Source organism: Maribellus maritimus, from assembly GCF_022267315.1.
GTDB lineage: Bacteria > Bacteroidota > Bacteroidia > Bacteroidales > Prolixibacteraceae > Draconibacterium > Draconibacterium maritimum.
The window spans coordinates 41,407-66,315 of sequence record NZ_JAIKLE010000004.1 but is presented as its reverse complement, the minus strand read 5'-3'; the positions used below and the strand labels follow the sequence as shown (position 1 = coordinate 66,315).

Sequence of the window (24,909 nt, the reverse complement as noted above, 5' to 3'; positions counted from 1 at the left end):
CAAATCAATTTAAATCGCCAATTTGTGTTTTGATTTTCGGTTTTGAGAATTGAAGTTTATTACTTATTTATTTCTCATAAACCAGGTCACCCAAAACATAGGTTTTTTGGATATTCACATTAAAATCGTCGAGTGTAAAAAGAATGATGTCCGCTCTTTTCCCCGGTTCCAGCACCCCGCGGTCGTTTAATCCATTCAATATAGCAGGGTTTGTACTCGACATTTTAACAGCATCTGCCAAAGAACATCCGGTAACTTCCATAATATGACCTACTCCCTTTGTAATGGCAGAAGCCGAACCATACAATACATTTTGCGCCGGATACCTTAACATTCCATCTTTTGTCAGTTCGATAGTTTCGCCTGTTTCAGTTTTATATTCACCGGGTTCAAGAGCTGCATAACTGGTTACATCTGAAACTATTATAGTTTTATCTAATCCTTTTGCCTTAAAAAAAACAGAAATTTCTTCGGGTAACAGATGAAAGCCGTCACAGATTATACTGGCTGTTAAATCTTCGTTTGCCAGCTGTGGCCACAGTGGATTCCTGTGGCGGTTTATCATATTCGCACAGCCGTTTCCAAGGTGGGTTGAAATCCTCGCTCCATTTTTTACCGCGTCGTTTACCTGTTGAGTATTTGCGTTGTGGTGCCCAAGGGCAATAACAATACCTTTATCCGCGCATTTGCGGATAAAATCCATAGCCCCTTCCATCTCCGGGGCTACCGTTACCTGTATTATTTTTTCATTTGCGGCTTCGTACATTTCCATAAATTCGTCCCAGTCTGGCAAACGCACAAACCGTTTCGGGTGTGCACCACGAAAACCATCTTCCGGATTTATATAAGGCCCTTCCAGGTGAAACCCTGGTATAGAACCTTTTAAATCTGTATTGTTCATCGATTTCGCCAGCAATCCGAAATTCTTCACCAGGATTTCCTGACTATTGGTAGTAAGAGTTGGCAAATAAGTGGTTACTCCCTGTTTCCACAATTCACTGGTAGCCTTTTTTATTCCGTCAACGGTTAAATCACTCTCCCCAAAAGCAAAGGATACGCCTGCAAAACCATTTACCTGATTATCAAAAAAGCCCGGAGCGACAAAAACGTTTTGGCTTTTTTCTGATAGTCTTTGAATTGACTTCACTTCTTTAATTTCACCATCCTCAATCATTATCTGAACAGGTTTACCGGTTTGATAATGAATCCCCTCTATCACCTGTTGGGAATATGATTGGTTACTAGTCAAGATTAAAAGCAGGAATATTAAAAATTGGTATCTATTTTTTAGTTGGTTTATACTCATCTTATTTCTTTTTAGTTTGAAATTCATAAATTACGAAAGCAGAGACGAAATATTAAATCTTTACTCTTTGCCCTTTACACATTAAGCAATTCAACAGGAGTCCATTTCTCAGTTTTTGCCGACTTCTCCAATGCTTCCAAAACTGAAACACAATTCAAAATACTCTGATGAGAACGCGGTTCCCTTCCGGTTTTGAACATTTCAACCATATCGGCATAATTTTTAGGCGGGTCTGATTCTTCTACTCCCGGCTTCAATTCCATAAACTGACTTCCTGATTCCACAAAGGTTTCCCACCCATACGCCTTGTGCTTAAAAATCAGAGTAGCAAACAGCCCCGAGGCAAATTTCAAACTGGCATTACCTGCACTTCCGTTTCTGTTTACCTTCACTTCTTCGATATCCTCACCAAACATATACATTAAAGGTTGTACAATGTGCACCCCGTAAAAAAATATACCTCCATATTTTGAGTCCAGATCGGCAGTACCTGTGCGCACAACCTGTGAAATTTTGTCCATTGATTTTATCTGTTTCATCATATCAAAAGTAGCTGAACTTTGTGCGATAGAGCTATATGAAGTGACTGGAGTTTTCATTTGTTTTGCCATTTGCAGAAAATCTTTTCCTTCGCTGGCACGGTAACAAAAAGGCTTGTCAACAAAAGTCGGAACTCCCGCCTCCACAAAAGGCCACGCGGCTTCGAGGTGATATTTCGGATGACGATGATCTACAATTAAAGCATCAATATTTCCCAACATTTCTTTTGGGTCTTTCACCTGTTCCGGAATATTTCCTTTTTTCATAGCAGCTTTGGCAAATTCGTCGGTTTCACCCCAAACATATTTTACTTCTGCCCCCGGAAATTTTTTATCGATATTAAAAAGTTTGCCAAAACCAGCCGTATGTGAGTTTTCGGCACCAATGATCCCAATCACCAACTTTTGTTCCTGAGGTTTAGCAAAAACCGCTTTTGTAATAAAGCCAGGAGTTGCAAAAGAAGCAATCGCTACTCCTTTACCGGTTGTTTTTATAAATTTTCTTCTTGAACTCTTCATTTCATTCATTTATAATTTCATTCCCCAGCCTTTTTCATATTCGCGCGACCACAATTTTTGCGCTTCCTTATCTCCTTTTATATGTCCGTTTTGGGGGTTAATTTCGAGAGAATGACCAACCCTCTGTGCGATATTTCCCAACTGAACAAGTAAGGTACTTTTATGCCCTCCATTGATATCCGACTTAAGTGGCTCGTTATTCAGGATGTTGTTAAAAAAATTCCGAATATGCAAAGCATCCAAGTGGCTCGAAGGATTAGCAGCATCTCGCGGATCGATTTCCATCTCGTTGTTTACTTCCTTTACAATGTTATTTTTTAAATCGTAAACCTTATAATCATTCCCTCCTGAAATCACAATACTTCCTTCCTCTCCATAAAAAGCAACTCCAACCGAACTGCCTTCAATATGTTTCCCGTTGCAGCTTCTGCCTTCCCAGCTCATTGAGACTTCCTTATCAAAATCAAAGCCGATGACCTGTGTATCTGGTGTTTCCCAATCGTCTTTATAACGATATCGCCCCCCGTTTGAACTGACTTTCACTGGATAGTCGACCTCCAATCCCCAGCGCAACAAGTCAACCATGTGGGTTCCGTTATTCAATGCTTCTCCGGTTCCCCAGTGCCAGAACCAGTGCCAGTTGTAATGCACAATATTATCTTTGTATGCTCTGCGTGGTGCCGGTCCTTGCCAAAGCTCCCAGTTAAGCCAATCCGGAACCGCAACTTCTTTACCGATTCCGATGGATTCGCGATTGTTTGTATACCACCCCTTTCCATAATAAGGTCTACCAACAATTCCATCTTTTAAATCCTTAATGGCTTGCATCACATTTGGCCATGAACGACGCTGATTTCCCATCTGAACCGATTTTTTGTATTGTTTTGCAGCTTCTACCAACATCTCTCCCTCTGCGGGATTATGGCTACAGGGTTTTTCAAGATATACATTTTTACCAGCCTGCATGGCAAGTAAAGCAGCAGGCGCATGCCAGTGATCCGGTGCAGCAACCACCAGAATATCAACATCCTTATCTTCCAGTGATTTTCGAAAATCAGTTAATCCTTTTGGTTTCACATCCTGAACTTTTTCGACATTTGCTGTACATTTTTTAATGGCACGGGAATCTACATCGCAAATGTGAATAACATCACAATTATCTTGAAATGCAAAATTTTGTGCCAGTGCATTTCCCCGTGAATTAACGCCCATTACCGAAGCCCTCAGTTTTTCATTTGCGCCAACAATTCGTTTATAACTTGAAGCGCTAAACCCCGGCAATATTCCTCCTGCCATTATTGCCGCAGAACCAGCCGCAGCATTTTTAATAAATTTTCTTCTTGTGTTTTTCATCGTTTATTTTGTTGGTTTACAATAATTCAGTTTAATTAAAATTGATATAAAAGTCTACATTTTCCCGAATAATGATATCGAGTGGTACATTTTGAATTTTTCCGGGTTCCTTTTTATAAACAAAAAGTTCAAACAACGACTGAACGGCTTTTAATCCTTGCTTTTGCGGACTTTGTGAAATCAAATAATCAATCCCGCCCTTCTTTAAATGATTTATATTTTCCTGAACCAAATCGTAGCCTGCAACTCTGATATCAAGTTCATGCGTCAGGTGAAAATCGGAAACCAGAAACGCTTTTGAATTGGTAACAAAAACTCCTTTTATATTCTGATTTCTTATATAAAACTTTGTTAGCTCCCTGAACACCACATCTTTATTGGTTGAATTGATCGTCAACTTGTGAATCCGGGTTGGATCTCCTTTTTTTTCGTTAAAAAATTCTATAAATCCAGCCTCCATTCTTTTGAGTGCTGCCGCATTCTCATAACCTTTCACCATGTGCAGAATTAGTAACTCGTTTTCTTTGCCAACCACTGAATTCAATAGCTTTGCGGCGATATAAGCACTTTGTTTTACATCAGGGCCAATGTAAGTCAGACTCTTTTGTCCGGGAATATCGGAATCGATAAAAACACATGGAATATTTTTCTCTTCCAGTTTTTTAACAAACTCCAAACTCTCCTGAACAAAAAGAGGAGCTATGATAACACCGTCAGGATTTTGTTCAAGTATTTTCTGTGCCTGAGAATTAAAGGAGTTTTCATCAAACAAATGAAAAGGAAAGATATCTACAACCATTCCAAAATCCCGATACATGTTTTCAGCTTTCTCCAATCCATCTTTAGGAATGGACCAGTAATGCCCGGAATGAGGAGCTGAAGGAATTAATGCACAAACGAGAAACCGACTGCCAAGCGCAAGTGTGCGGGCAATCAAATTCGGATTAAAATTCAGCTTTTTTATTGCCTCTTCAATCTTCTGTTTTTTTTCAGGAGATACTTTTCCGCGGTTGTGGATAACCCGGTCGATTGTTCCGACTGATACATTGGCATAATTTGCCACATCCTGAATAGTTACCTTTTTTGATTTTTCCATTTCAACAGTCCCACAATAAAAATTCAACAATCCGTCCTTAATGTGTGCGCACACATTAGAGGAAAAAAGATAACTATTTTAGATTAAAAAACCTCACAATAGCGCAAAAAAATAAATATTATTTTCATAAAAGGCTCATAAGTGTGTGGGCACACAATTATTCTTTCGTAACACAACTTTCCCGCTCCAACTTCTAACCCAAGATTTAATTGGTTAAAAAATCCAGCACATTACTTGCACCGCCAGAACGAGCTCCTTTGTATAGTTCAGTATATCCACAGCGAGAGCATGAAACAGCAGTAAATTTTCTGTTTTGAATGTTGAAATACTTTGTAAACCCTGCACCTGTAGTGCGTAACTGATCTATTTCCGCCTTCCGGTTACCACACTTGGGGCAAGTATACGATTTTTGATTCATGGCATTTTTATTTTATCTGTTAAGTAAAATATCTGTTCGGTATATTAGTATCCGTTAATCAAATAAATTACTATTTCAACAAATAACACAAATATTGAAATAATTACCGGCCTCCACCAAAAATTTAGTTTTAATACCTTTTTTCTAAATGAAACATCATTCTTTTCTTTTACATTTTCTGCGTACCTGCTTTTTACGATTTTTTATTTAATCGCTTTGCATCCTTTAAAGCATGATGTATTATCCATTCCAATTGTCCGTTTATACTCCGAAAATCATCGGCAGCCCATTTTTCAACTGCTTCCATCATTTCGGGATTTATGCGTAACACAAATGTTTTTTTCTTTGCCATAATTAATACCTCCCGTCAGGAACCAATCATATTTAATCAGTCAACTCAGGACTAATACCACAATTGCCATAACAACCTCAATAGCAATTAAAACAAGAAAGACCTTTACCTTCCCGCCAAAAAATGATTCCTTTTCTTTTTTTAATCTATTGTCTTCCATAATCCTGCAACTTTTAACTCATTAATTTCACCATAACATTTCTTGAAGCTCGTTTTCGTTGCGTTCTGACAAATAGTTTTTTTTTACACTTTTGAACATTAGTAGATAAGCTATTCCTATTCCATCTGTCATAGTTTTGATCTTTAATCTTATTTTGGCAAATTCAAAAACAACTAATAAAATCAGTAAAAATACTCCCATTACAATCAATCCTTCTGTACTAAAGAACCTAAACAAGACTTCCTGTGAATCCTTACCGCAAAAAAAGAATCAAAACCAACTAACAAGACAAAAAACCTAAGTTACCGCAAACCAACATTCCGTATAACACTGCGCTTCATTCACTAAAAAGGAATGTGCCCATTTTATTGATACAAAGTTCCCGTATTTACAATTGGTGTGGCATCTTTATCTCCGCATAATACTACCATCAGGTTACTCACCATTGACGCTTTTTTCTCCTCATCCAGATCAACAATTTCTTTTTGACTTAATTCATCAAGCGCCATTTCAACCATACTTACAGCACCTTCAACAATTTTGTAACGTGCAGCTACAATTGCAGTCGCCTGCTGTCTTTTCAACATCGCCTGGGCGATTTCCTGTGCATAGGCTATATGGTTAATACGAGCTTCTATGACGTGGATTCCGGCAATTTCAAGACGTTCAATTATTTCCTTTTCCAATTCATTGTTTACCTCTTCAGTACCATCACGCAAAGTGACTTTTGCATTTTCATCTTCAATGTTATCATAGGGATACATGCCAGCCAGTTTTCGAAGTGCAGCCTCGCTTTGAACAACCACAAAGTGCTCATATTCATCCACACCAAAAGCAGCTTTATATGTTTCCTCCACTTTCCAAACCAAAACCAACCCGATCATTATCGGATTTCCCAACTTGTCGTTGACTTTGATTGTTTCGCTGTCAAAATTTCTTGCCCGAAGCGAAATCTTCTTCCGAACAAAAAATGGATTCACCCAATAGAATCCATTTGACTTAATGGTTCCTTTGTATGCTCCAAATAAAACCATAACGCAACTCTGATTGGGATCTACTACCGTGAAACCGATCGCCATCAAAATAAAAACAGGAATGAGAATCAGGGCCGGAATAATCATCCCTATCACAAATCCAAACACAATTAAGATTAAAATAACCAATTCCAAAAAAAGGAATAAATAGCCAGACAAGGCAGAATATTGTTTTTCCATGACATTAAAATTGAATTAATATGATATCAAAATAATATCACAAAATTAAATTATTTCAAAATAAAAAACAATACTCTTGTTCATTTTTTTTAACTTTAATCAAAATCATAAACCAATTAAACTTTTAGAGACTTTTACGGTTTATTTTCAAAAAACATTTAAATGAAGAACACAATTAAGTTAATAAAAGAGCCTTTAAATCAATTTATACGACTGGAAACCTCGAGTAGTATTATTCTTTTTCTCGCAACCATTACCGCATTGGTTCTGGCAAACAGCCCAATAAAAGAATCATTCTTAAGTTTTTGGGACAATTATATCACCATTAAAGTACCCGGATTTGAATTATCCAAACCGATTTTAAAATGGATTAACGACGGATTAATGGCCATTTTCTTTTTCCTCATTGGTCTTGAAATAAAAAGAGAAATCTTAACAGGGGAACTCAGCAGATTGAAAAAGGCTTCACTTCCGATTTTTGCTGCGATTGGTGGCATGATTTTACCCGCGATTTCTTTTACTTTACTTAACATGGGAGAACCTGGCTCAGAGGGATGGGGAATTCCAATGGCAGCTGATATTGCTTTTACTCTGGGTATTTTGAAACTTTTAGGGAACCGTGTCCCAAACGGACTTAAAGTCTTTTTAATGGCTTTTGCTATAATCGATGACTTAGGCGCGGTATTGGTAATCGCTTTTTTCTACAGTTCCAATCTTGTTTGGCTATATATTGGAATAGCATTGGCTATCGTTGCAGTTTTAGTATTGCTGTCATTTCGCGGATTTTACTCAAAGTATTTATTTTTTGTAATGGGTTTGATTGTTTGGGTACTGTTCTTAAAATCAGGCATTCACTCTACCATAGCAGGCGTCCTGATGGCATTAACAATCCCTCTTAGAAGAGAGACAGATACGCGTTCTTTTTACGAAAAAGGAAAAGAAAGCCTCGAAGCCTTTATGGAGGACTGCAAAACCAATGGCGAAAAAACCGTATTAACAAAAAGGCAATTTAGTGCCATTGACGATTTGGAAGAAATTACTGAAAAAACAGCAGCTCCCTTACAGTACTTGGAACACCGACTACACGGCTGGGTTTCCTATCTGATTATGCCCATTTTTGCACTGGCCAACGCTGGCGTTGTATTTAGTTTTTCCGGAGATTCTAATTTTTCCCTTTCAACAAATCTGGCAATAAGTCTTGTTGCCGGGAATTCGGTAGGTATCTTCCTTTTTTCGCTTATGGCGATAAAACTCAACCTGGCTGAACTCCCTGCAAATGTTACCTTTCAACAGCTGGCAGGAGTGTCATTTTTAGGAGGTCTTGGGTTCACCATGTCACTATTTATCAATAACCTTGCATATACAGATGCATTACTGATTAATTCTGCAAAAATGGGAATTTTGATCGGCTCATTTATTGCCGGCCTGGTCGGATATCTGATTTTGAGAGTTACATTAAAAGATAAAAAAGAAGAGGCACAAAATTAAGTGCCTCTTTTTTAATTCAAATTCATTTCAACAAAACCCGCCTCCTCACTCTCAAACACCTCGTACGAACGGGCAAAATTCATAATATTTTCGATTGTACGTTCGGACGGTCCAACGTCTGATTTTTCCATCCTTGTTAAAGTTAAATCCAGACTTTCTCTTTCACTATTTTCAGAGTCAGCCTGAAAATTGCTAACAAAATAAATTAAAGTAGAAATTTCTTTCATAGGCATTCTTTAAAAACTAATTTTAGTTAGAACGCCCCTCCCATATTAATATTGTGTTAACAAAAGTTAAACTTTTGTAAGTATCAAATTCTTCTTTTCAATGAGTTTTCGCATGTTAATTAAAGCGTATCTCATTCTTCCCAAAGCCGTATTTATACTCACATCCGTCTGCTCTGCTATTTCTTTGAAACTGAGTCCCATATAATGACGCATATAAATTACTTGTTGCTGATCATCAGGTAATTCATTAATCAGTTCTTTTACCTCAAATAAAATCTGATCATTTACCAACTGATCCTCAATGGTTGCTTCGGAAAACTTCTGTGAGTTGAAAATATCAACTTCTGTACTGTCGTTAGACACCGTTCCTTTCAGCTTTTCTTTTCTGAAATGATCGATAATCAGGTTGTGCGAAATTCGCAACACCCAGGAAACGAACTTCCCGTTTTCTATATATTTCCCTCTTTTCAGTGAACGAATTACTTTTATAAACGTTTCCTGAAAAATATCTTCAGCCAATTCCTGATTTTTCACAATAAGCAGAATATATGAAAATACCCTGTTCTTGTGACGACGTATTAAAATTTCCAGTGAATTTTGATCGCCCTGAATAAATTGTTGAACAAGCTCATTGTCGTTCAAAGTGTTTGTCATGAACATTACCTTCTATTTAATTGTAAACAAAAAGTAAAGTTTTTCTATAGGCGATTCTTTTTAATGATGTGAAACAATTTATTTAATTTTGTCCGTTTCAAAAATGCTACTTTTAAACGAAAAATACAAGTTTTTTTACAAAATAATAGTTTCTGAACATAAATATGTCAAATAGTAAGACTCAAAAATATATTGAAATCCAGCACGCAAGAGTACATAATTTAAAAAATGTCAGTCTGAAGATTCCGCTTAAGAAATTCATTGTGGTTACCGGTGTTTCCGGCTCAGGCAAGTCTTCCTTGGCTTTTGATACTCTTTTTGCGGAAGGACAGCGAAGATATGTCGAAAGCCTCTCTTCATACGCCAGGCAATTTCTTGGAAGGATTAATAAACCTGAAGTCGATTTTATAAAAGGAATCCCCCCTGCAATTGCAATCGAACAAAAGGTTAATACCCGAAATCCACGTTCAACGGTTGGAACCTCAACCGAGATTTACGACTATTTGAAACTCCTTTTTGCCAGAGTCGGAAAAACGATTTCGCCGGTTTCAGGCAAGGAAGTATCACGCCAAAATGTAACCGACGTTGTCGATTTTGTCCTTTCATTTCCTTCTGATACACGGCTCGTAATTGCCTCTCCCTTAAAACCCAAAAACGGCAGGACAATTGAAGAAGAGGCAGAACTTTTAATGCAGCAGGGATTTTCAAGACTTGAAATAAACGATGAAATAAAGCGGATAGACGAGATCTTAAAATCAGGTACGGAATCGTTTTGTAAGGGGAACTGCAACATTGTTATCGACCGAATCGTGGTAAAAAACGATGACGACACCCAAAGTAGAATAGCCGATTCAGTACAAACCGCTTTTTATGAAGGGCATGGTGAATGTATCGTAAAAATTTTCTTAAATGGGAAAACGGTTTCACAATCATTTTCCAACCTGTTTGAAGCTGATGGGATTGAATTTGAAGAACCAACGGTACACATGTTTAGTTTTAACAACCCAGTGGGTGCCTGCCCAACATGTGAGGGTTACGGAAAGGTTATTGGAATAGACGAAGATTTGGTTATTCCCAACAAGTCGCTTTCAGTATACCAGGATGCCATAGCCTGCTGGAAGGGAGAAAAGATGAGCGAATGGAAACAACAACTAATTTACAGTGCCGAAAAATTTGATTTCCCGATACATAAACCATTTTACGAACTAAGCGAAGCACAAAAATTTTTACTCTGGACCGGAAACAGCCATTTTGAAGGACTAAACCAGTTCTTCAAATACCTTGAGGAAAAAAGCTACAAAATTCAGTATCGAGTGATGCTTTCCCGCTATCGGGGAAAGACAACCTGCCCGGAATGTAAAGGAAGTCGTTTAAAAAAAGAAGCAGGTTACGTTAAGGTGGGTAAAAAGTCACTACAGGAATTGGTGCTTTTACCAGTTTCAGAGTTAAAAATATTTTTCAATCAACTAAAATTAAATAAACACGAAACAGAAATAGCAAAACGAATCCTGATTGAAATAAACAACAGGCTTGAATTTTTATGTGATGTAGGTCTTGGTTATCTCACATTAAACCGCTTGTCATCCACACTTTCAGGAGGAGAATCGCAACGTATCAATCTTGCTACGTCATTGGGGAGTAGCCTGGTCGGTTCGTTGTATATTCTGGACGAACCAAGCATCGGACTTCACCCACGCGATACCGACCGTTTAATAAAAGTTTTACGCCGTTTGCAAAAAATAGGAAATACCGTTTTTGTGGTTGAGCACGATGAAGAGATTATCCGCGCGGCTGATGAAATTATTGATATTGGCCCATTTGCCGGACAACACGGAGGTGAAGTTGTTTTCCAGGGAAATCATTCCGAATTGCAGTCAAAACCGGAGAGTTTAACCACTAAATATTTAACAGGGAAAGAAAAAATAGAAATTCCGAAACAACGCAGAAAATGGACCAACTCCATAGAAGTTATCGGTGCCCGGGAAAATAACCTGAAAAATGTACGTGTAAAATTTCCTTTAAATACCTTGTCGGTTGTAACAGGAGTCAGTGGTTCGGGAAAATCGTCACTGGTTTCCAAAATACTATTTCCTGCGCTTACAAAAATTATGGGAGGATATGGTGAGCGAACCGGTCATCACGATGCAATCCTCGGCGACTACAAGATGTTGGATGCTATTGAATTTATCGACCAAAATCCCATTGGAAAATCATCTCGCTCGAATCCGGTTACCTATTTAAAAGCCTACGATGAGATCAGAAAATTATTTGCAACACAACAAGCGGCTAAGATACAGGGATTAAAACCTTCTCACTTTTCGTTTAATGTTGATGGCGGACGCTGTGATGAATGCCAGGGGGAAGGAACAATCAAAGTTGAAATGCAGTTTCTGGCCGATGTTTTTCTTTTGTGTGAAAGTTGTGGAGGCAAACGTTTTAAAGAAGATATCCTGGATGTTCAATACAAAAACAACAACATTGACGATATTCTAAATATGACTGTAAACCAATCAATCGAACTTTTCTCAAAAGGAAAATCATCGACAGAGAAAAAAATTGCAAAACGTTTGCAACCCTTGCAGGATGTTGGATTGGGTTACATAAAACTTGGCCAGTCGTCAAGTACGCTTTCAGGGGGCGAGAGTCAACGTGTAAAACTAGCCTCTTTTTTGGCTAAAGAAAAAGATTCACCCACGCTTTTTATTTTTGATGAACCTACCACAGGGTTGCACTTCCATGATATCAGGAAATTACTTGATTCTTTTAATGCACTCATTTCACGCGGACACTCAATAATTATCATCGAGCATAATTTAGAAATAATTAAGTCGGCTGACTGGATAATAGATTTGGGCCCTGAAGGAGGCGATAAAGGCGGAAACCTAATTTTTGAAGGGACACCTGAACAATTGATAAAAAAGGAAGAGTCATATACCGGAAATGCATTGGCAGAAAAACTTGAATAAAAAAGAATGCCATTCCTTTTTTGAGGAATGGCATTAAGCTACTAACTTATTTTATTTAAACCATCGAGTTTTCAACCACAATTGGTTTGATAACTGACTTCTGAGCAATATTATCTGCGATGGGACATCTGACAGCCACATCATTTAAAAATGCTTCCTTTTCTTCCTTTGTCATGTCGGCATCAATATGAACAAAACTTCTGATTTCTGTAAAACCAGCTCTGCCTTCTGTTGTTTTTCCCAAAAGAAAATCTTTATCAATATCCCCTTCTACTTCCACTTCAATTCCACGAAGGTTGATTCTGCGTTGGGTTGCTATAATTCTTCCTATCGCACAAATACATGCGGGCAAACTCGATAAGAATATTTCCAATGGGTTGGGTCCTTCATCGTTGCCACCCGCCATTTTGGGCTGATCGATTACAAATGGGTGTGAACAATTAACCTGGGTGCTAAAACCTGCCCCCATAGAAGCACTTACTTTTATTTTTGAAATAGCCATATTTTGTTATTTTAAATGTTATAAATTATCTCATAATATTAATAAAACAAGGAATTACAAATCATGACTTTTCCACAATAAAGAACATAATTTCATAATAATTTAATTTAAAAAATTAAATTATGATCTATTTTTTATGGAAACTATTCTGAAGACATGTGTTATAAAAATCACTAGGGGAACGAATAATAAAACCGTAGTGAATAAAACCCAAACATAAAAATTCCGCATATCGTTAAAAACCCACGACCAATTTCCGGCAAGGATACGGGAAAACACGCCCCACAAAAGACTCATCAAAACAAAAACCGCGGAAATAGTCTTGTGCTTTTTATCTGACTTTGTTTTTGATTCTGCTGGAAGAACCAGGTAAACAAACAAAACAAAAGTTATAATAATCAACCACGACACAAGACTTCCCGATGGAAAATCTAAGTTTTGTGATAAATTTATTCCAAGTAGTTCCGGCTGAAAAAACAAAACATACAAACAGCTTCCCAAAACGGTAAGCAATAAAACAACCCTAAGCAACTTCATATTTTGTAACTTCCTGAATATTTAGCCTTCTCCATTCTCGTGACAAAAGAAAAAATACGACAATTGCCGACAAGGTATCTGCCAGGGGATACGACAACCAAACTCCATTAATTTCCCAAAAACCGGGTAAAATGAATAAAAAAGGAATCAATAAAATAACCTGACGAAATAAAGTTGCAAACATCGAAATCTTTGCTTTACCAATTGCCTGAAAAAAATGTGAAGCCACTACCTGAAAACCGACAAGCGGAAAAGCCAGGGTAACAAATCGTAATCCTTTTGTGGCAATAGTATATAATATCTGACTATCGTTATTAAAAAGCTTTACAATTATTCCGGGAACCGACTGAACAAGCAAAAAAGCAAAAACAGCTACAACTGTTGCAGAAACAACTGAAATACGAAGAGCTTGTTTTACGCGATCGATAGATTTTGCACCATAGTTAAATCCAATTATTGGTTGCGAAGCCATGTTAACAGCAACCATTGCCATAACGACCAAGGAAATTACCGAATTAATGATTCCCATGGCACCAACAGCTAGATCTCCTCCAAATAAAATCAGTTTCTTGTTTAAAAGTCCCTGAACGACGCTATTTGCAATTTGCATTGCAAAAGGTGCCATCCCAATTGCAACGATTTCCCCGGCAATTTTCTTGTTAATCTTAATATTTCTCCAGTGAAGTCTCACGAGCGAACGCTTTCCCCTGAAATGAAGTAGAACCCACATCATAAGTGCAAACATTGAAATATTTGTTGCATGTGCAGCACCTTTTACTCCCATATCAAACCAAAAAATAAAAACAGGATCGAGAATGATATTTAAACCCGCACTTAAAATCATAGAAATCATTGCAATACGGGCGTTCCCTTCTGAACGGATAATATTATTCAGTGAAAAACCAATAACCATAAAGGGAATTCCAACAATAATGATATCCAGATAATCATTTGCATACTGAAAAGTTTCTTTTGTAGAACCAAACGATTCGAGGATAGGAACCTTCAACACATAAATAAGAATCATAATAATTACTGAAACAATTATCATCAGCGCAAAGCCGGTACCTAAAGTTTTTTCTGCAGTGTCAAAATCTTTTTTCCCTAGATTTATAGAAACAAAAACCCCCGAGCCAATACCAATCAACATCCCAAACGCCATCATAATAAGCATGACAGGAAAAATAACTGAAATACCAGATAATGCTTCAGCACTAACTCCCTGTCCTATAAAAATACGGTCGACTATATTATAAAGAGCATTAACAAATACCCCAACAAAAGCTGGAATGAAATATTTCAGCATTAACCGGCCAATATTTGCGCTACTTAATTCTTCTATATTTTTCATGAGCCGCAAAGTTAAATATTTCGAAGCAACATTTAGTTTACGAAGTTGTTTTACGCTTTTATATGTGTAATTTTGAGAACTGTAAAACAAAGAAACAATGAATCAGGAAAAGTTAAATAAAAACATTCAGACCGAACTTTTTTCGACAAACCAGGCGACGGTTATTACAGCCATTCAAAAAATTAGTGTTCAGGGAAATAAATTGTATATTCCTGTATTACTTGACCTGCTGCTTTCCAACAGGGAAGAGGAAATCGAAAAAGAGATTACAAAACTCCTGGGAAATGTGAAGGCAAAAACAACTGTACCTATTTTTATTGAGGCACTGGAGAATGAAAAATATATTCCAATAAAAAAAACGATCCTTACAGCCTGTTGGCAAAATGGCCTCGACTATCACGATTATTTGCCGGTTTTTGTAAATATTGTCATCAATGATAACTGGGAGAACGCTTTTGAAGCTTTTACCGTTGTTGATAATCTGGAATATCTTCCGAGTGAGGAAATAATTAAAAAGACAAAGCGAATAATTGCAAGTGCACTAAAAACAGCTGACACACAAAAAGCATATTTCCTAAATGAAATTCTGGCTAAAATTGCTTAAGTTTCGCTTTCTTTAGGGTGTGAAACAAATTGTATTAAGATTTATATGCTCCTCCGTTTTAGTAGCAATATTAAGCCATATTTCGTTGGGGCAAGATCCGGAGTTTTCACAATTTTTTGCCAATCCGTTACATGTTAACCCAGCGTTTGCAGGAACCACTGAACTTCCGCGTGCAGTAGTTAGTTACCGGAACCAATGGCCACAAAAAGGAGCCACCTATACAACTTATTCCATTTCCTACGATCAAATTTCAACAAAATTCAATTCAGGTATCGGGTTTCAGCTGTTTCACGACAGAGAACTAAACAACGTCGTGAATACGAGTTCTGCATCATTTTCATATTCTTATCATTTAAAAATTAATCAGTGGAGTTTTGTAACTATGGGATTGCAGGCGGGATTGGTTTTAAAACGGTTTAATGTCGAGAACCTCATTTTCTCATCAAATATCGATCAATTAAGCGGTGAAATAACGGGAGCTGTTCCGGTCTATTCAGACGAAAAAAAGATTTACCCTGATTTTGCTATGGGCGCAGTTGGACAACACAATAAAATTTTCTGGGGAGCCAGCGCATTTCATATCAACCAGCCGAATGAATCGATTCTGGAAGGAGATCAAAAAGGAAAAATCCCAATAAAATACACGGTTCACGCAGGAATGAGAACAAAAAAGCATCATAACGGCTTGCTTTCACGCGAATTTACCTTCTCTCCTAACCTTATGTACCAACAACAGGGAACATTCAAACAGGTTAACCTTGGAATTTACCTGATTGAAAAATCCTTTCTTTTGGGAGGATGGGTAAGAAACAATTTTGACAAACGTCCGGATTCTATAATAGCATTGGCGGGTTTTGCAAGAGACAAATTTCAATTTGGATATAGTTTTGACTACACTCTTTCAAAACTTTCTGACTACAGTTTTGGCTCACATGAAATATCACTCACTTTCTTTTTGGGAAGACTGGATGGAATACCTGTCAAAAACAAACTTTTGATTCCAATGATTTGATAAAAATAAAAAAAGGAAAAGTCCGGATAAATACCGGACTTTTCCTTTAATCAAACGTAGTCAAACTCTTCTTTCACCTGCAAGCCCTTCACTTAAATGACGCTTCTTTTTCTTTCATTTTTGCCATTTGCCACGGAACTACAAACTGATGATTTCCTGGTTTGTTGTAACTCCCTTCAATTGAAGAAAATTGCGGATTATAGCGAAATATTGGCTTGCCTTCAAATCCAATAGTATGTTCTTTTTTTGCATCCATAACATTTCTTAATACGTAAACCGTTACAAATTTGTTATGCTTCCTTTTATTCTTTTTTGAAAAAATAGTGGTTTTTAACAATTTATAAGTAATTCACCATTAAAAAGAAACAATGAAGAAAGACAGGATTAAACCCTGAAGTGAAATTTTAAAACAACAAAGTCACGGTGCCCCGTTGTTTATGATTTTCACCCTTAAAATCTTTATATTGAATAACCCAGGAATAAATTCCGGCAGGAGCAAAATTTCCGTTTTTCATTTTGCCGTCCCAACCCAAATTTTGACTATTTGACTCAAAGATATTTTCTCCCCACCGATTAAAAATCAAAAGTTGATAGGCTTCGTCTGTTATTCCTTCCGAATGAATTCTGAATTCTCTGTCTTCTTCCAAAGTTGCATTTGGAGAAAAAGCATTTGGCGGATATACTTTATCGAAAGCTACAGAAACTTGATGAACAGTTGTATCAACACACCCCAAATCATTCGTAGCCGTTAATTTCACATCGTAAAATCCCATTGCATCGTAACGATGCTCCGGACTCTCCTCAACAGAATTTACTGACAGGTCGTCAAAATCCCACTCGTACATGCTTGCCCCATTGCTTTGATTTTCAAACTGAATAACCGGATAACTAATAAGTGCAGAATTTGGCACAGCATTAAATTTAGCAATAGGCTCTGGAAAAACATTTACTTTTTCAGGCAAAATAAAAGTATCAATACATCCTGTTAATCCAGATCGTGCAATTGAATGAATCTGAAATTCACTTTCTGATTGCTTAAACACATGAGCAACCGCTTCGCCGGAACTGTGCTCTCCATCACCAAAATCCCAGGAATAATCCAATTCATCAACCCGGTCAAATACTTCTGCAGAAAAATTAACGTCCAAAGGCGGACATCCTTCTTTCGTGTCCATTTCTGCATAAAAAACAGGTTTTCGTTTAAATGTCTTTCGCGTCGAGTCGGTTGAACAATTGTATTCAGAAATCACCTGCAAGCCAATATCAACTGTCGGTGCCGAGCTTCTCCTAAATTCCAGGGGACCTCTTGAATTTCCCGGATGATGAATAATTTCATCGGTGTAAAAATCAGATAAATCCCATAAAAAGGTTGCGTTATCAGAAGCTGAACCCTGGTAATTTACCACGGCAAATTCGCTGTAACACTCTTCATCTGAAAAATTAAAATCAATGGTTGGAATCGGATGAACCTTTACCAAATTCTGAACCAACCCGGCATTTTCACATCCTTCTGAGGAGACAATCTTTAGCGAAATATCAAAATCATAGTCAGTAATTCCATCATTCTGAAAAATATGTACAGGTTTTTCGCTGGCCGAATTCGATCCGTCGCCAAATTCCCAGTAAAACCGTTCAACGGGTTCAGTTGCCAAATAATCAAACCGGACAGATAAAGGTGTACATCCCTCGTTTGTTTCCGGCCAAAAATCCAATACAGGTTTAACTGTTACAGGTATTTCCAAGGAATCAATACATCCCTGTTCATCAATTGTAAGTCCAACCGAACGATTAAAAGTACCGTACCCAAGCGGAACTTCAACTGTATTTTCATTAATACCTGAAAAAAAAAGAGTATCGTTTGAATACCAGTCAAAAACGGCATCTTCAAATGTTACACCACTAAATTCGAGTTGCACATTGTATCCCGCACATGTTGTTTCATCCAGTTGAAATTGTGCCGAGGGCTGGTTATGAAATTCAATATTTAAAGTATCGGTAAACTCACACCCGAACGCATCCACAATTTCCATTTCAAAACGATAAGCTCCAAACTTATCGACCTGAATGGTTGGCAAAAGAGTCGATTCATCCGCAATCTGCACATCCGCCTGCAAAGCCTTTAAAACCGTAGTTGCGGTACCACTTTCAAACGATAAATTTAATCTCTGCTGTTTTGAACCACAAACCAGGGTATCAACTGTTTTATAATTCAATTCTGGTCGTTTACTAAACTCCACTTTTGTTTCTGCATCAAGCTTACATCCGAATTCGTTGGTTAGAATAACTGAGTAATCTCCTTCATCTTCCACAGAAATGGTTGGAGTTATTTCACCGTTTTGCCATAAATAAGACCGGTGTTCTCCTGGATTTAAGGAAATTAAACTTCCTTCGCAAATGATATTTACCGGATCCAATTTTGAAACGGGAGCAGGATTAACCTGAATTTTAAATTCGGCGTCGGAAACACAGCCGTTTAATTCTCCGGTTACTTTGTAAGTTATATCTTGTGTTGGTGAAACTATAGGATTATAAGCATTCGCATTACTGATGTTTTGATTTGGTAACCAGGTATATTTATAACTATTGGAACCAGGCAATTCGATATCATTCAAACGGACATTCTCTCCCAAACAAACCTCGTAATCTTTTTTGTCGGAAAAAGCAATCTTTTCAATTTCTACTATCGAAGTCGCAGACAATTGCAAATCCGGATCACCAAGCAGTCCTCCAAATTCTACAATATATCCCTGAGGACGATAATATTGAGAATTTACTCCATCACCATTTAAACGCAAGTCATTCCACGATTTTATTCTTTTTGATGGATTCTGATTCATATGCCCGTAATCTTCGCCAACTCCGTCATTGGTGTCTCCATGGGCATTATTAGGTTCGTTCTCAGACCAATAAGAAAAAAGGCCGTTAACCGAGTAACCATTTTGATATGTTCCTTGCCAGAACTGAGTTCCCTCTTCAGGCCCCGTCACCCACCTCCATACTCCTTCCACTTCTTCATCGGTTGCGCCAATCCATCCGATACCATCAATTTTTGTCCATATAAAATCATTTTCCACGGAAGAAGTAATGGTAGCAAGATACCCCCGCAAACCGTTGTAAGTGGTTTTTGCAGCAGCATCACGAGCTTCGGTCCATGTTATATCCTGCTTTTTGACAAACCTGTAAAAATGTTTTGTGGCAGGTAGATAGTCTGCATCTTTTAATGTAACAGAAATATATCTGTCACCTAAACTCGGGACTGATGCAATATTCTTATAATAGACTTCACTTACAGCCTGTTCATACTCTTGGGCAGTGCCAATGCCTGTGATTTCAAGGTAGCCGTAGTAGGAATCCCAGTTGATGTTAAAACTTTTATTCCCCCTGTAGACCAAAATGTCTTCATTGCGCTTGTAATTGGAAACTGAAATCCGAATCCCCTCATTTGCCTGATCAAAACCATCTCCTTCAATTCGAACTAAAGGAGCGGCTTTTACTGAATCGGAACAAAAATTTGTACGGTTATTTTCCGAACCGTAGTAGATTTTTAAGTTAAATTTTACCGTATCGGTTTGGGCGAAGGTTTTTATTACAGTGATTATTAAAAGAAAAGCCAGCCCAAATTTTGTCATTATCAGTTCCGGTTCGAAAAGTATTTCATAAACTGCGAGCGTTCATACACTAACGGATCGGAAATGTTTTTATAAGAAAGTCGTCCCCTGAAATCATCGATTTTTTTGAAATTCCATTTTTTCATAAAGTCAGTGATTTCTTCGAGCATTCTGGGAACCACATCACTACCGTTGATATAAAGTGTAGAGCAAAGTTGCGCAACTCGTGCCCCTGCAAGTAATTGCTTCAAAACCGCTTTGCCGTCGTGAATTCCTGTTGAAGCAGCAATCTCAAGCTTTGGAAGAATAGAGGAAACCAGACCAACCCAGCGCAAACTTCGTCGGATATCATGCGGAAAACTGAAGACTTCCGATGATGTAAGTTCCAATTTTTCAAGGTCAATATCAGGTTCATAAAAACGATTGAACATAACAATCGAGTCAGCTCCGTGGGCCATAAGCTTATCGGCCATGCCCACTATATTACTATGGTGAACACCAAATTTTACAGCCACGGGAACTGAAACCTGCATTTTTACTTTTTTTAATACATCGAGATACAATTGCTCGGCCATTCCCGGACGTTCGGTCCTGTCGGTGGGAACATAAAAAATATTCAACTCAAGCGCATCAGCTCCTGCATCCTGAAAGTCTTTGGCAAATGTAATCCACTCTTCAGCCGACACACAATTGATACTGGCAATTACCGGTATTTCAACTGCCTCTTTTGCAGCCTTAAGCAGTTCCAGATGTTTTGTTACGGTATTACTTCTAAGGTATCCTTTGATGTAGTCTTCGGCTTCCGGATAAGCGGTATTTTGCGAATCTTTTAGCAACAAACTGGTTACCTCGTTATTGATTTGTTCTTCAAAAATCGATTTTAGAACCACCGCGCCAATTCCTGCGGTTTCCATTTCTCTAATTTTTTCAACTGAACTCGTCAAACCTGAACTCGCTGCCACCAAAGGATTTCTCAACTTTAATCCCAGATATGTTGTTTCTAAATTTGCCATCGATCTTGATTTTATTTTTATTTAAAGTCTGTACTGTAGTTCTAATAATTACGGGCACCAAAAATCTTACTTCCAATTCGCACCATTGTACTCCCCTCTTTTACCGCTAACAAATAATCGTCAGACATTCCCATTGAAATCTCGCAAAAATCTTTGGAATCGGAAAAGTATTCATTTTTTAGCGTATTAAAAATATTTTTTAGCATTCTAAACTCTTTTGCTACCTGTTCTTCGTTTTCCGTATAGGTTGCCATCCCCATAACACCTTTTATTTGAATATTCTCAAACGCCCTGTATTGCTTTGAGCTTAACAATTCCTTTGCCTCCTCAACAGAAAGACCAAATTTGGTTTCTTCCTCTGCTATATGAAATTGTAACAAGCACGAAATTATTCTTTTGTTCCTTGCTCCCTGTTTATTTATCTCCTTTAAGAGTTTTACCGAATCCACACCATGAATTAAATAAACAAACGGAGCAATATATTTTACTTTGTTCCTCTGCAGATGGCCAATAAAATGCCACTCAATATCTTTGGGCAATTCTTCATACTTTTTAGTTAAATCCTGAACCTTATTTTCACCAAAAATTCTATGCCCCGAATGATAAACAACTAAAATATCCTCGTTGGGTTTTGTTTTCGACACCGCCACAAGTTTAACTTCTTCAGGCAAAGTTTGTTTTATTTCAGAAATCTTCTTTGCTATATCCATCTGCTTTTATTTTTTATCAAAAATAAAAATTATGAATGGTTTAGCCACTGAATTTTGACACCATTTTCAGGGAACAAAATTTTATACCTTTGTTACAAATCATGAAAAAAAAGGGCGACATAAAAAATCAGATGAATCGAATGGGAAAAGATGGAGAACCATTTGTTTTTCTCATTGATTTTGAAATGAAAAAAGCGGTTGTAACTGCTTTATCAGAATCATCAGAAAAAATATGGTTTAAAATTCCCGGTTATTCAAACATACCCTTTTCAACAAGTGAAAAGAGTCTGCTAAAATGGAAAACCAAACCGGTGACATTTGAGAAATACAAATCAGGATTTGATTTGATAAAACAACATATTTTCAGTGGCGACACCTATTTACTCAACTATACTCAACCAGCGGAAATTGAAACCAACCTGACATTGGATGACATTTTTTATTTAAGTTCTGCGAAATACAAAATCCTGTTAAAAAATCAATTTGTTTGCTTTTCTCCGGAGACATTTATAAAAATAGAAAATGGAAAAGTTTTTTCTTTTCCAATGAAAGGAACGATTGATGCAGAAATTGAAAATTCCGAAAAAAAAATTCTGGAAGATACCAAAGAGAAAGCAGAACATAATACGATTGTCGATCTCATCAGGAACGACTTGAGCCTTATTGCCGAAAATGTCTCAGTTGATAAATTCCGTTATCTTGAACTGATAAAAACCAATCAAAAAAATCTCTGGCAGGTTAGTTCCCAGATCTCAGGAGACCTTCCCAAAGACTATTGTGAAAATATTGGAAACATTATTTTTTCTCAATTGCCGGCAGGTTCTGTTTCCGGAGCACCAAAGAAAAAAACGGTGGAAATTATAAAAAATGCCGAAAAATACGATCGTGGTTATTACACCGGGGTGTTTGGTTATTTTGATGGCAAAAATCTGGATTCCTGCGTTCTGATTCGCTTTATTGAAAATATAAACCAACAGTTATTTTACAAAAGCGGCGGGGGGATTACTTTTATGAGCGAATTGGAAAATGAATATGAAGAATTACTAAAAAAAATCTATGTCCCCATTGTTTGAAACCATAAAATGTAAGAACGGAAAATTATTTCACCTTAAATGGCACAATGCAAGAATGAACAGTGCCAGAAAAGAAGCATTTCATATTTCTGAAGAAATTAATTTATCAAGCTACATAAAAATTCCTGAACACTGCAAAATCGGGCTTTTCCGTTGCAGGGTAACTTATTCTGAACAGATTGAAAAAATTGAATTTTTACCTCATCGTTACAGAAAAATTGAGAGCCTGAAGTTGATTGAAGACAACAAGGTAGATTATCATTTAAAATATGCAAACCGAAGCGCACTTCAGGAATTATTTGAAAAAAGAAAAGATTGCGACGATATTCTTATTGTCAGTAAAGGATATATTACCGACAGTTTTACAGCAAACGTCATATTTTTCGATGGCAAAAAATGGTGGACACCAAACACTCCTTTGCTAAAAGGAACCCAACGCGAACGACTGTTATACAAAAAACAAATTGAGGTATGCAAAATCTCACCTGAAGATCTCAACAAATACACAAAAGTCGGGCTAATAAACGCCTTACAAGACTTTGAAAATATGCCGGTAATAAAAAGGAAGAACATAAAATCTTAACACATCAACAATTTATATTTAATTTAAATTCAATGTTCAAGCTCCCTCCATTATTGGCGATCAGCATTTAACTGACTAAAATTCAGCCATTATTACCTCCCATTCCAGTAAGTTATCAAATGGTTTCATTCGCAAAGTTTAATACTTTTACCCCGTGATAAGATGGACGCAAAATTTTTACTAAATGGGACACAAAACAACTTTAAATTATCTACAAAAAATCCGGGATGTAATTCCTTCCCAACGGTTTCAGGATATTGCGGAGGAGCTTTTTTCTGCTTCGAGTGATGAACTGGAAGCCTTTTGGAATATTATTTATGCTGGCTACTCTGTTGAATTTGCTTTATCTAATTATACTCATTTGTACGATTATGTTAAAACAAAAAATATTGAGTATGCAGATGCATTAAAAATTGTTTATACATTTTACCCCGGATTAGACGCTGGTATTTTCATAAAACATCCGGAATGGTTTGAGTTAAATTAATTAATTTTAGTAGAGAGGAACAAAAAAGCCTTGCTGTATTTATTGCAAGGCTTTTTTGTTTAGGTATTGTTTTGTTATTTAAACTCAAATTTTGGACAATCTTTACCGGTTGATCCGTTTTCGGTTGTTACTTCCCAGGTATTTCCGGAATTTAGCAACTCATCCACATTTTTAATCTTTCTGGTTTGCTGAACAGTTTTAATCTGCGCAGCCATTTCAACATCATAAACCGGTGCAGATACACTCCTGATAACACCAAATGCTACCGGAAAATCAGGTAACTGCATATTAATTAAGGCCATGTGTATAGTCGGATCAGGCTCATTCGCGTCATGCACAAGCACATCGTCTGTTGTCACTCCATTCTCTCCAACTTTCGCCACTTTCAACTTTCCTTTTTCGAAAATAATTCCCTTTTCATTTTCCTCACCAAAAAGCATGGGTTTTCCATGTTCAAGGATCAGTTGCCGGTCGGCCCGGTGATTCGGATCTGTAATTGCATTGTGAATTCCGTTATTAAAAATAACACAATTCTGAAGTACTTCAACTACCGAGGTACCTTTATGTTTTGCTGCACCGTCAAAAACTTCCTGGCTCAGTTTGATATTACTATCAATAGAGCGCGCAAAGAATGTTCCTCTTGCTCCAATTACCAGCTGTCCCGGCACAAATGGATCTTCAACAGTTCCAAAAGGAGATGTTTTTGTTTTAACTCCACGATCTGACGTTGGAGAATATTGTCCTTTTGTTAAACCATAAATTCTGTTATTAAAAAGAACAAGATTTAGATCCATATTTCTGCGGATCAAATGGATAAAATGATTTCCCCCGATTGCCATTGCATCGCCATCGCCTGTTATTACCCAAACGCTTAAATCCGGATTTGCAGCTTTTACACCGGAGGCAACAGCAGCAGCACGCCCGTGAATGGTATGAAATCCGAATGTACTCATATAATAGGGAAACCTGGAAGAACATCCAATACCAGAAATAACAGCAAATTTTTCACGTGGGATTCCCATTCCGGCCATAGTCCGTTGAACAGCATTCATAATTGCATAGTCACCACACCCCGGACACCAGCGAACTTCATTTTCGCTTTTAAAATCTTTTATGGTATATTTTAAATCAGTCATT

Annotated in this window: 23 protein-coding genes; 7 read left to right on the top strand and 16 right to left on the bottom strand. The window is 37.3% G+C overall.

Annotated elements, in window-relative coordinates:
• Positions 1 to 67: 67 nt before the first annotated feature.
• The 7 genes from nagA to K5G00_RS04925 form a co-directional block, all read right to left on the bottom strand.
• Positions 68 to 1,306, bottom strand: a complete 1,239-nt coding sequence (gene nagA, locus K5G00_RS04955; protein WP_238764691.1) for an N-acetylglucosamine-6-phosphate deacetylase — start codon at positions 1,304 to 1,306, stop codon at positions 68 to 70.
• Between the two features lie 74 nt (positions 1,307 to 1,380).
• Positions 1,381 to 2,364, bottom strand: a complete 984-nt coding sequence (locus K5G00_RS04950) for a Gfo/Idh/MocA family oxidoreductase (protein WP_238764689.1) — start codon at positions 2,362 to 2,364, stop codon at positions 1,381 to 1,383.
• A gap of 9 nt (positions 2,365 to 2,373) precedes the next feature.
• Positions 2,374 to 3,717: a Gfo/Idh/MocA family protein gene (locus K5G00_RS04945; RefSeq protein ID WP_238764687.1), complete on the bottom strand. Its 1,344-nt coding sequence runs from the start codon at positions 3,715 to 3,717 to the stop codon at positions 2,374 to 2,376.
• Positions 3,718 to 3,748: 31 nt separating this feature from the next.
• On the bottom strand, positions 3,749 to 4,813 hold the full coding sequence (locus K5G00_RS04940) for a substrate-binding domain-containing protein (RefSeq protein WP_238764686.1): 1,065 nt from the start codon (positions 4,811 to 4,813) through the stop codon (positions 3,749 to 3,751).
• Between the two features lie 205 nt (positions 4,814 to 5,018).
• Positions 5,019 to 5,231: a zinc ribbon domain-containing protein gene (locus tag K5G00_RS04935; protein WP_158868665.1), complete on the bottom strand. Its 213-nt coding sequence runs from the start codon at positions 5,229 to 5,231 to the stop codon at positions 5,019 to 5,021.
• 193 nt (positions 5,232 to 5,424) lie between these two features.
• Positions 5,425 to 5,583, bottom strand: a complete 159-nt coding sequence (locus K5G00_RS04930; protein WP_238764685.1) for an Arc family DNA-binding protein — start codon at positions 5,581 to 5,583, stop codon at positions 5,425 to 5,427.
• A 525-nt stretch (positions 5,584 to 6,108) separates the two neighbouring features.
• Entirely contained in the window at positions 6,109 to 6,957 is an 849-nt protein-coding gene (locus K5G00_RS04925) for an SPFH domain-containing protein (RefSeq protein ID WP_238764684.1), read from the bottom strand.
• 162 nt (positions 6,958 to 7,119) lie between these two features.
• Here K5G00_RS04925 and nhaA point away from each other — a divergent pair, with 162 nt between their 5' ends.
• A complete protein-coding gene (nhaA, locus tag K5G00_RS04920) occupies positions 7,120 to 8,445 on the top strand; it encodes a Na+/H+ antiporter NhaA (RefSeq protein WP_238764683.1) in 1,326 nt (441 codons plus the stop codon).
• Between the two features lie 11 nt (positions 8,446 to 8,456).
• On the opposite strand, the gene K5G00_RS04915 is transcribed toward nhaA, so the two are convergent.
• Positions 8,457 to 8,672, bottom strand: coding sequence for a hypothetical protein (locus K5G00_RS04915; RefSeq protein WP_238764682.1), 216 nt, complete (start codon positions 8,670 to 8,672; stop codon positions 8,457 to 8,459).
• Positions 8,673 to 8,738: 66 nt separating this feature from the next.
• Complete coding sequence (locus K5G00_RS04910; protein ID WP_238764681.1) at positions 8,739 to 9,326, bottom strand: RNA polymerase sigma factor; 588 nt, start codon at positions 9,324 to 9,326, stop codon at positions 8,739 to 8,741.
• Between the two features lie 164 nt (positions 9,327 to 9,490).
• Here K5G00_RS04910 and uvrA point away from each other — a divergent pair, with 164 nt between their 5' ends.
• On the top strand, positions 9,491 to 12,292 hold the full coding sequence (gene uvrA, locus K5G00_RS04905; protein ID WP_238764679.1) for an excinuclease ABC subunit UvrA: 2,802 nt from the start codon (positions 9,491 to 9,493) through the stop codon (positions 12,290 to 12,292).
• 55 nt (positions 12,293 to 12,347) lie between these two features.
• Here uvrA and K5G00_RS04900 read toward each other — a convergent pair whose 3' ends face one another.
• Together K5G00_RS04900 and K5G00_RS04895 are read right to left on the bottom strand one after the other, a co-directional pair.
• Positions 12,348 to 12,794 carry an OsmC family protein gene (locus K5G00_RS04900; RefSeq protein WP_238764678.1) on the bottom strand — a complete coding sequence of 149 codons (447 nt, stop codon included), beginning with the start codon at positions 12,792 to 12,794 and terminating at the stop codon, positions 12,348 to 12,350.
• 523 nt (positions 12,795 to 13,317) lie between these two features.
• Positions 13,318 to 14,682 carry an MATE family efflux transporter gene (locus tag K5G00_RS04895; RefSeq protein WP_238764677.1) on the bottom strand — a complete coding sequence of 455 codons (1,365 nt, stop codon included), beginning with the start codon at positions 14,680 to 14,682 and terminating at the stop codon, positions 13,318 to 13,320.
• A 97-nt stretch (positions 14,683 to 14,779) separates the two neighbouring features.
• Here K5G00_RS04895 and K5G00_RS04890 point away from each other — a divergent pair, with 97 nt between their 5' ends.
• Positions 14,780 to 15,286: a hypothetical protein gene (locus tag K5G00_RS04890; RefSeq protein WP_238764676.1), complete on the top strand. Its 507-nt coding sequence runs from the start codon at positions 14,780 to 14,782 to the stop codon at positions 15,284 to 15,286.
• A 19-nt stretch (positions 15,287 to 15,305) separates the two neighbouring features.
• Entirely contained in the window at positions 15,306 to 16,298 is a 993-nt protein-coding gene (locus tag K5G00_RS04885; protein ID WP_317235532.1) for a PorP/SprF family type IX secretion system membrane protein, read from the top strand.
• Between the two features lie 88 nt (positions 16,299 to 16,386).
• Here the strand turns inward: K5G00_RS04885 and K5G00_RS04880 are convergent, their stop codons facing one another.
• From K5G00_RS04880 to K5G00_RS04865, 4 genes are all read right to left on the bottom strand, one after another.
• The gene (locus K5G00_RS04880; RefSeq protein WP_238764674.1) at positions 16,387 to 16,554 is read right to left on the bottom strand and encodes a hypothetical protein; all 168 of its coding nucleotides are present in this window, start codon (positions 16,552 to 16,554) and stop codon (positions 16,387 to 16,389) included.
• Positions 16,555 to 16,702: 148 nt separating this feature from the next.
• On the bottom strand, positions 16,703 to 19,927 hold the full coding sequence (locus K5G00_RS04875; RefSeq protein WP_238764672.1) for a PKD domain-containing protein: 3,225 nt from the start codon (positions 19,925 to 19,927) through the stop codon (positions 16,703 to 16,705).
• Positions 19,928 to 19,929: 2 nt separating this feature from the next.
• Entirely contained in the window at positions 19,930 to 20,919 is a 990-nt protein-coding gene (locus K5G00_RS04870) for a dihydroorotate dehydrogenase-like protein (RefSeq protein WP_238764671.1), read from the bottom strand.
• Between the two features lie 41 nt (positions 20,920 to 20,960).
• Positions 20,961 to 21,629 carry a YggS family pyridoxal phosphate-dependent enzyme gene (locus K5G00_RS04865; RefSeq protein ID WP_238764670.1) on the bottom strand — a complete coding sequence of 223 codons (669 nt, stop codon included), beginning with the start codon at positions 21,627 to 21,629 and terminating at the stop codon, positions 20,961 to 20,963.
• Positions 21,630 to 21,730: 101 nt separating this feature from the next.
• On the opposite strand from K5G00_RS04865, the gene K5G00_RS04860 reads away from it, so the two are divergent.
• The 3 genes from K5G00_RS04860 to K5G00_RS04850 all read left to right on the top strand — a co-directional run bounded on the left by K5G00_RS04860 (position 21,731) and on the right by K5G00_RS04850 (position 23,772).
• Entirely contained in the window at positions 21,731 to 22,702 is a 972-nt protein-coding gene (locus tag K5G00_RS04860) for an aminodeoxychorismate synthase component I (protein ID WP_238764669.1), read from the top strand.
• On the top strand, positions 22,686 to 23,285 hold the full coding sequence (locus K5G00_RS04855; protein ID WP_238764668.1) for an aminotransferase class IV: 600 nt from the start codon (positions 22,686 to 22,688) through the stop codon (positions 23,283 to 23,285). The genes K5G00_RS04860 and K5G00_RS04855 overlap by 17 nt, the downstream gene beginning before the upstream one ends.
• A gap of 184 nt (positions 23,286 to 23,469) precedes the next feature.
• A complete protein-coding gene (locus K5G00_RS04850) occupies positions 23,470 to 23,772 on the top strand; it encodes a hypothetical protein (RefSeq protein WP_158868648.1) in 303 nt (100 codons plus the stop codon).
• A gap of 74 nt (positions 23,773 to 23,846) precedes the next feature.
• On the opposite strand, the gene K5G00_RS04845 is transcribed toward K5G00_RS04850, so the two are convergent.
• Positions 23,847 to 24,908, bottom strand: coding sequence for a 2-oxoacid:ferredoxin oxidoreductase subunit beta (locus tag K5G00_RS04845; RefSeq protein WP_238764667.1), 1,062 nt, complete (start codon positions 24,906 to 24,908; stop codon positions 23,847 to 23,849).
• Position 24,909 lies beyond the last annotated feature (1 nt).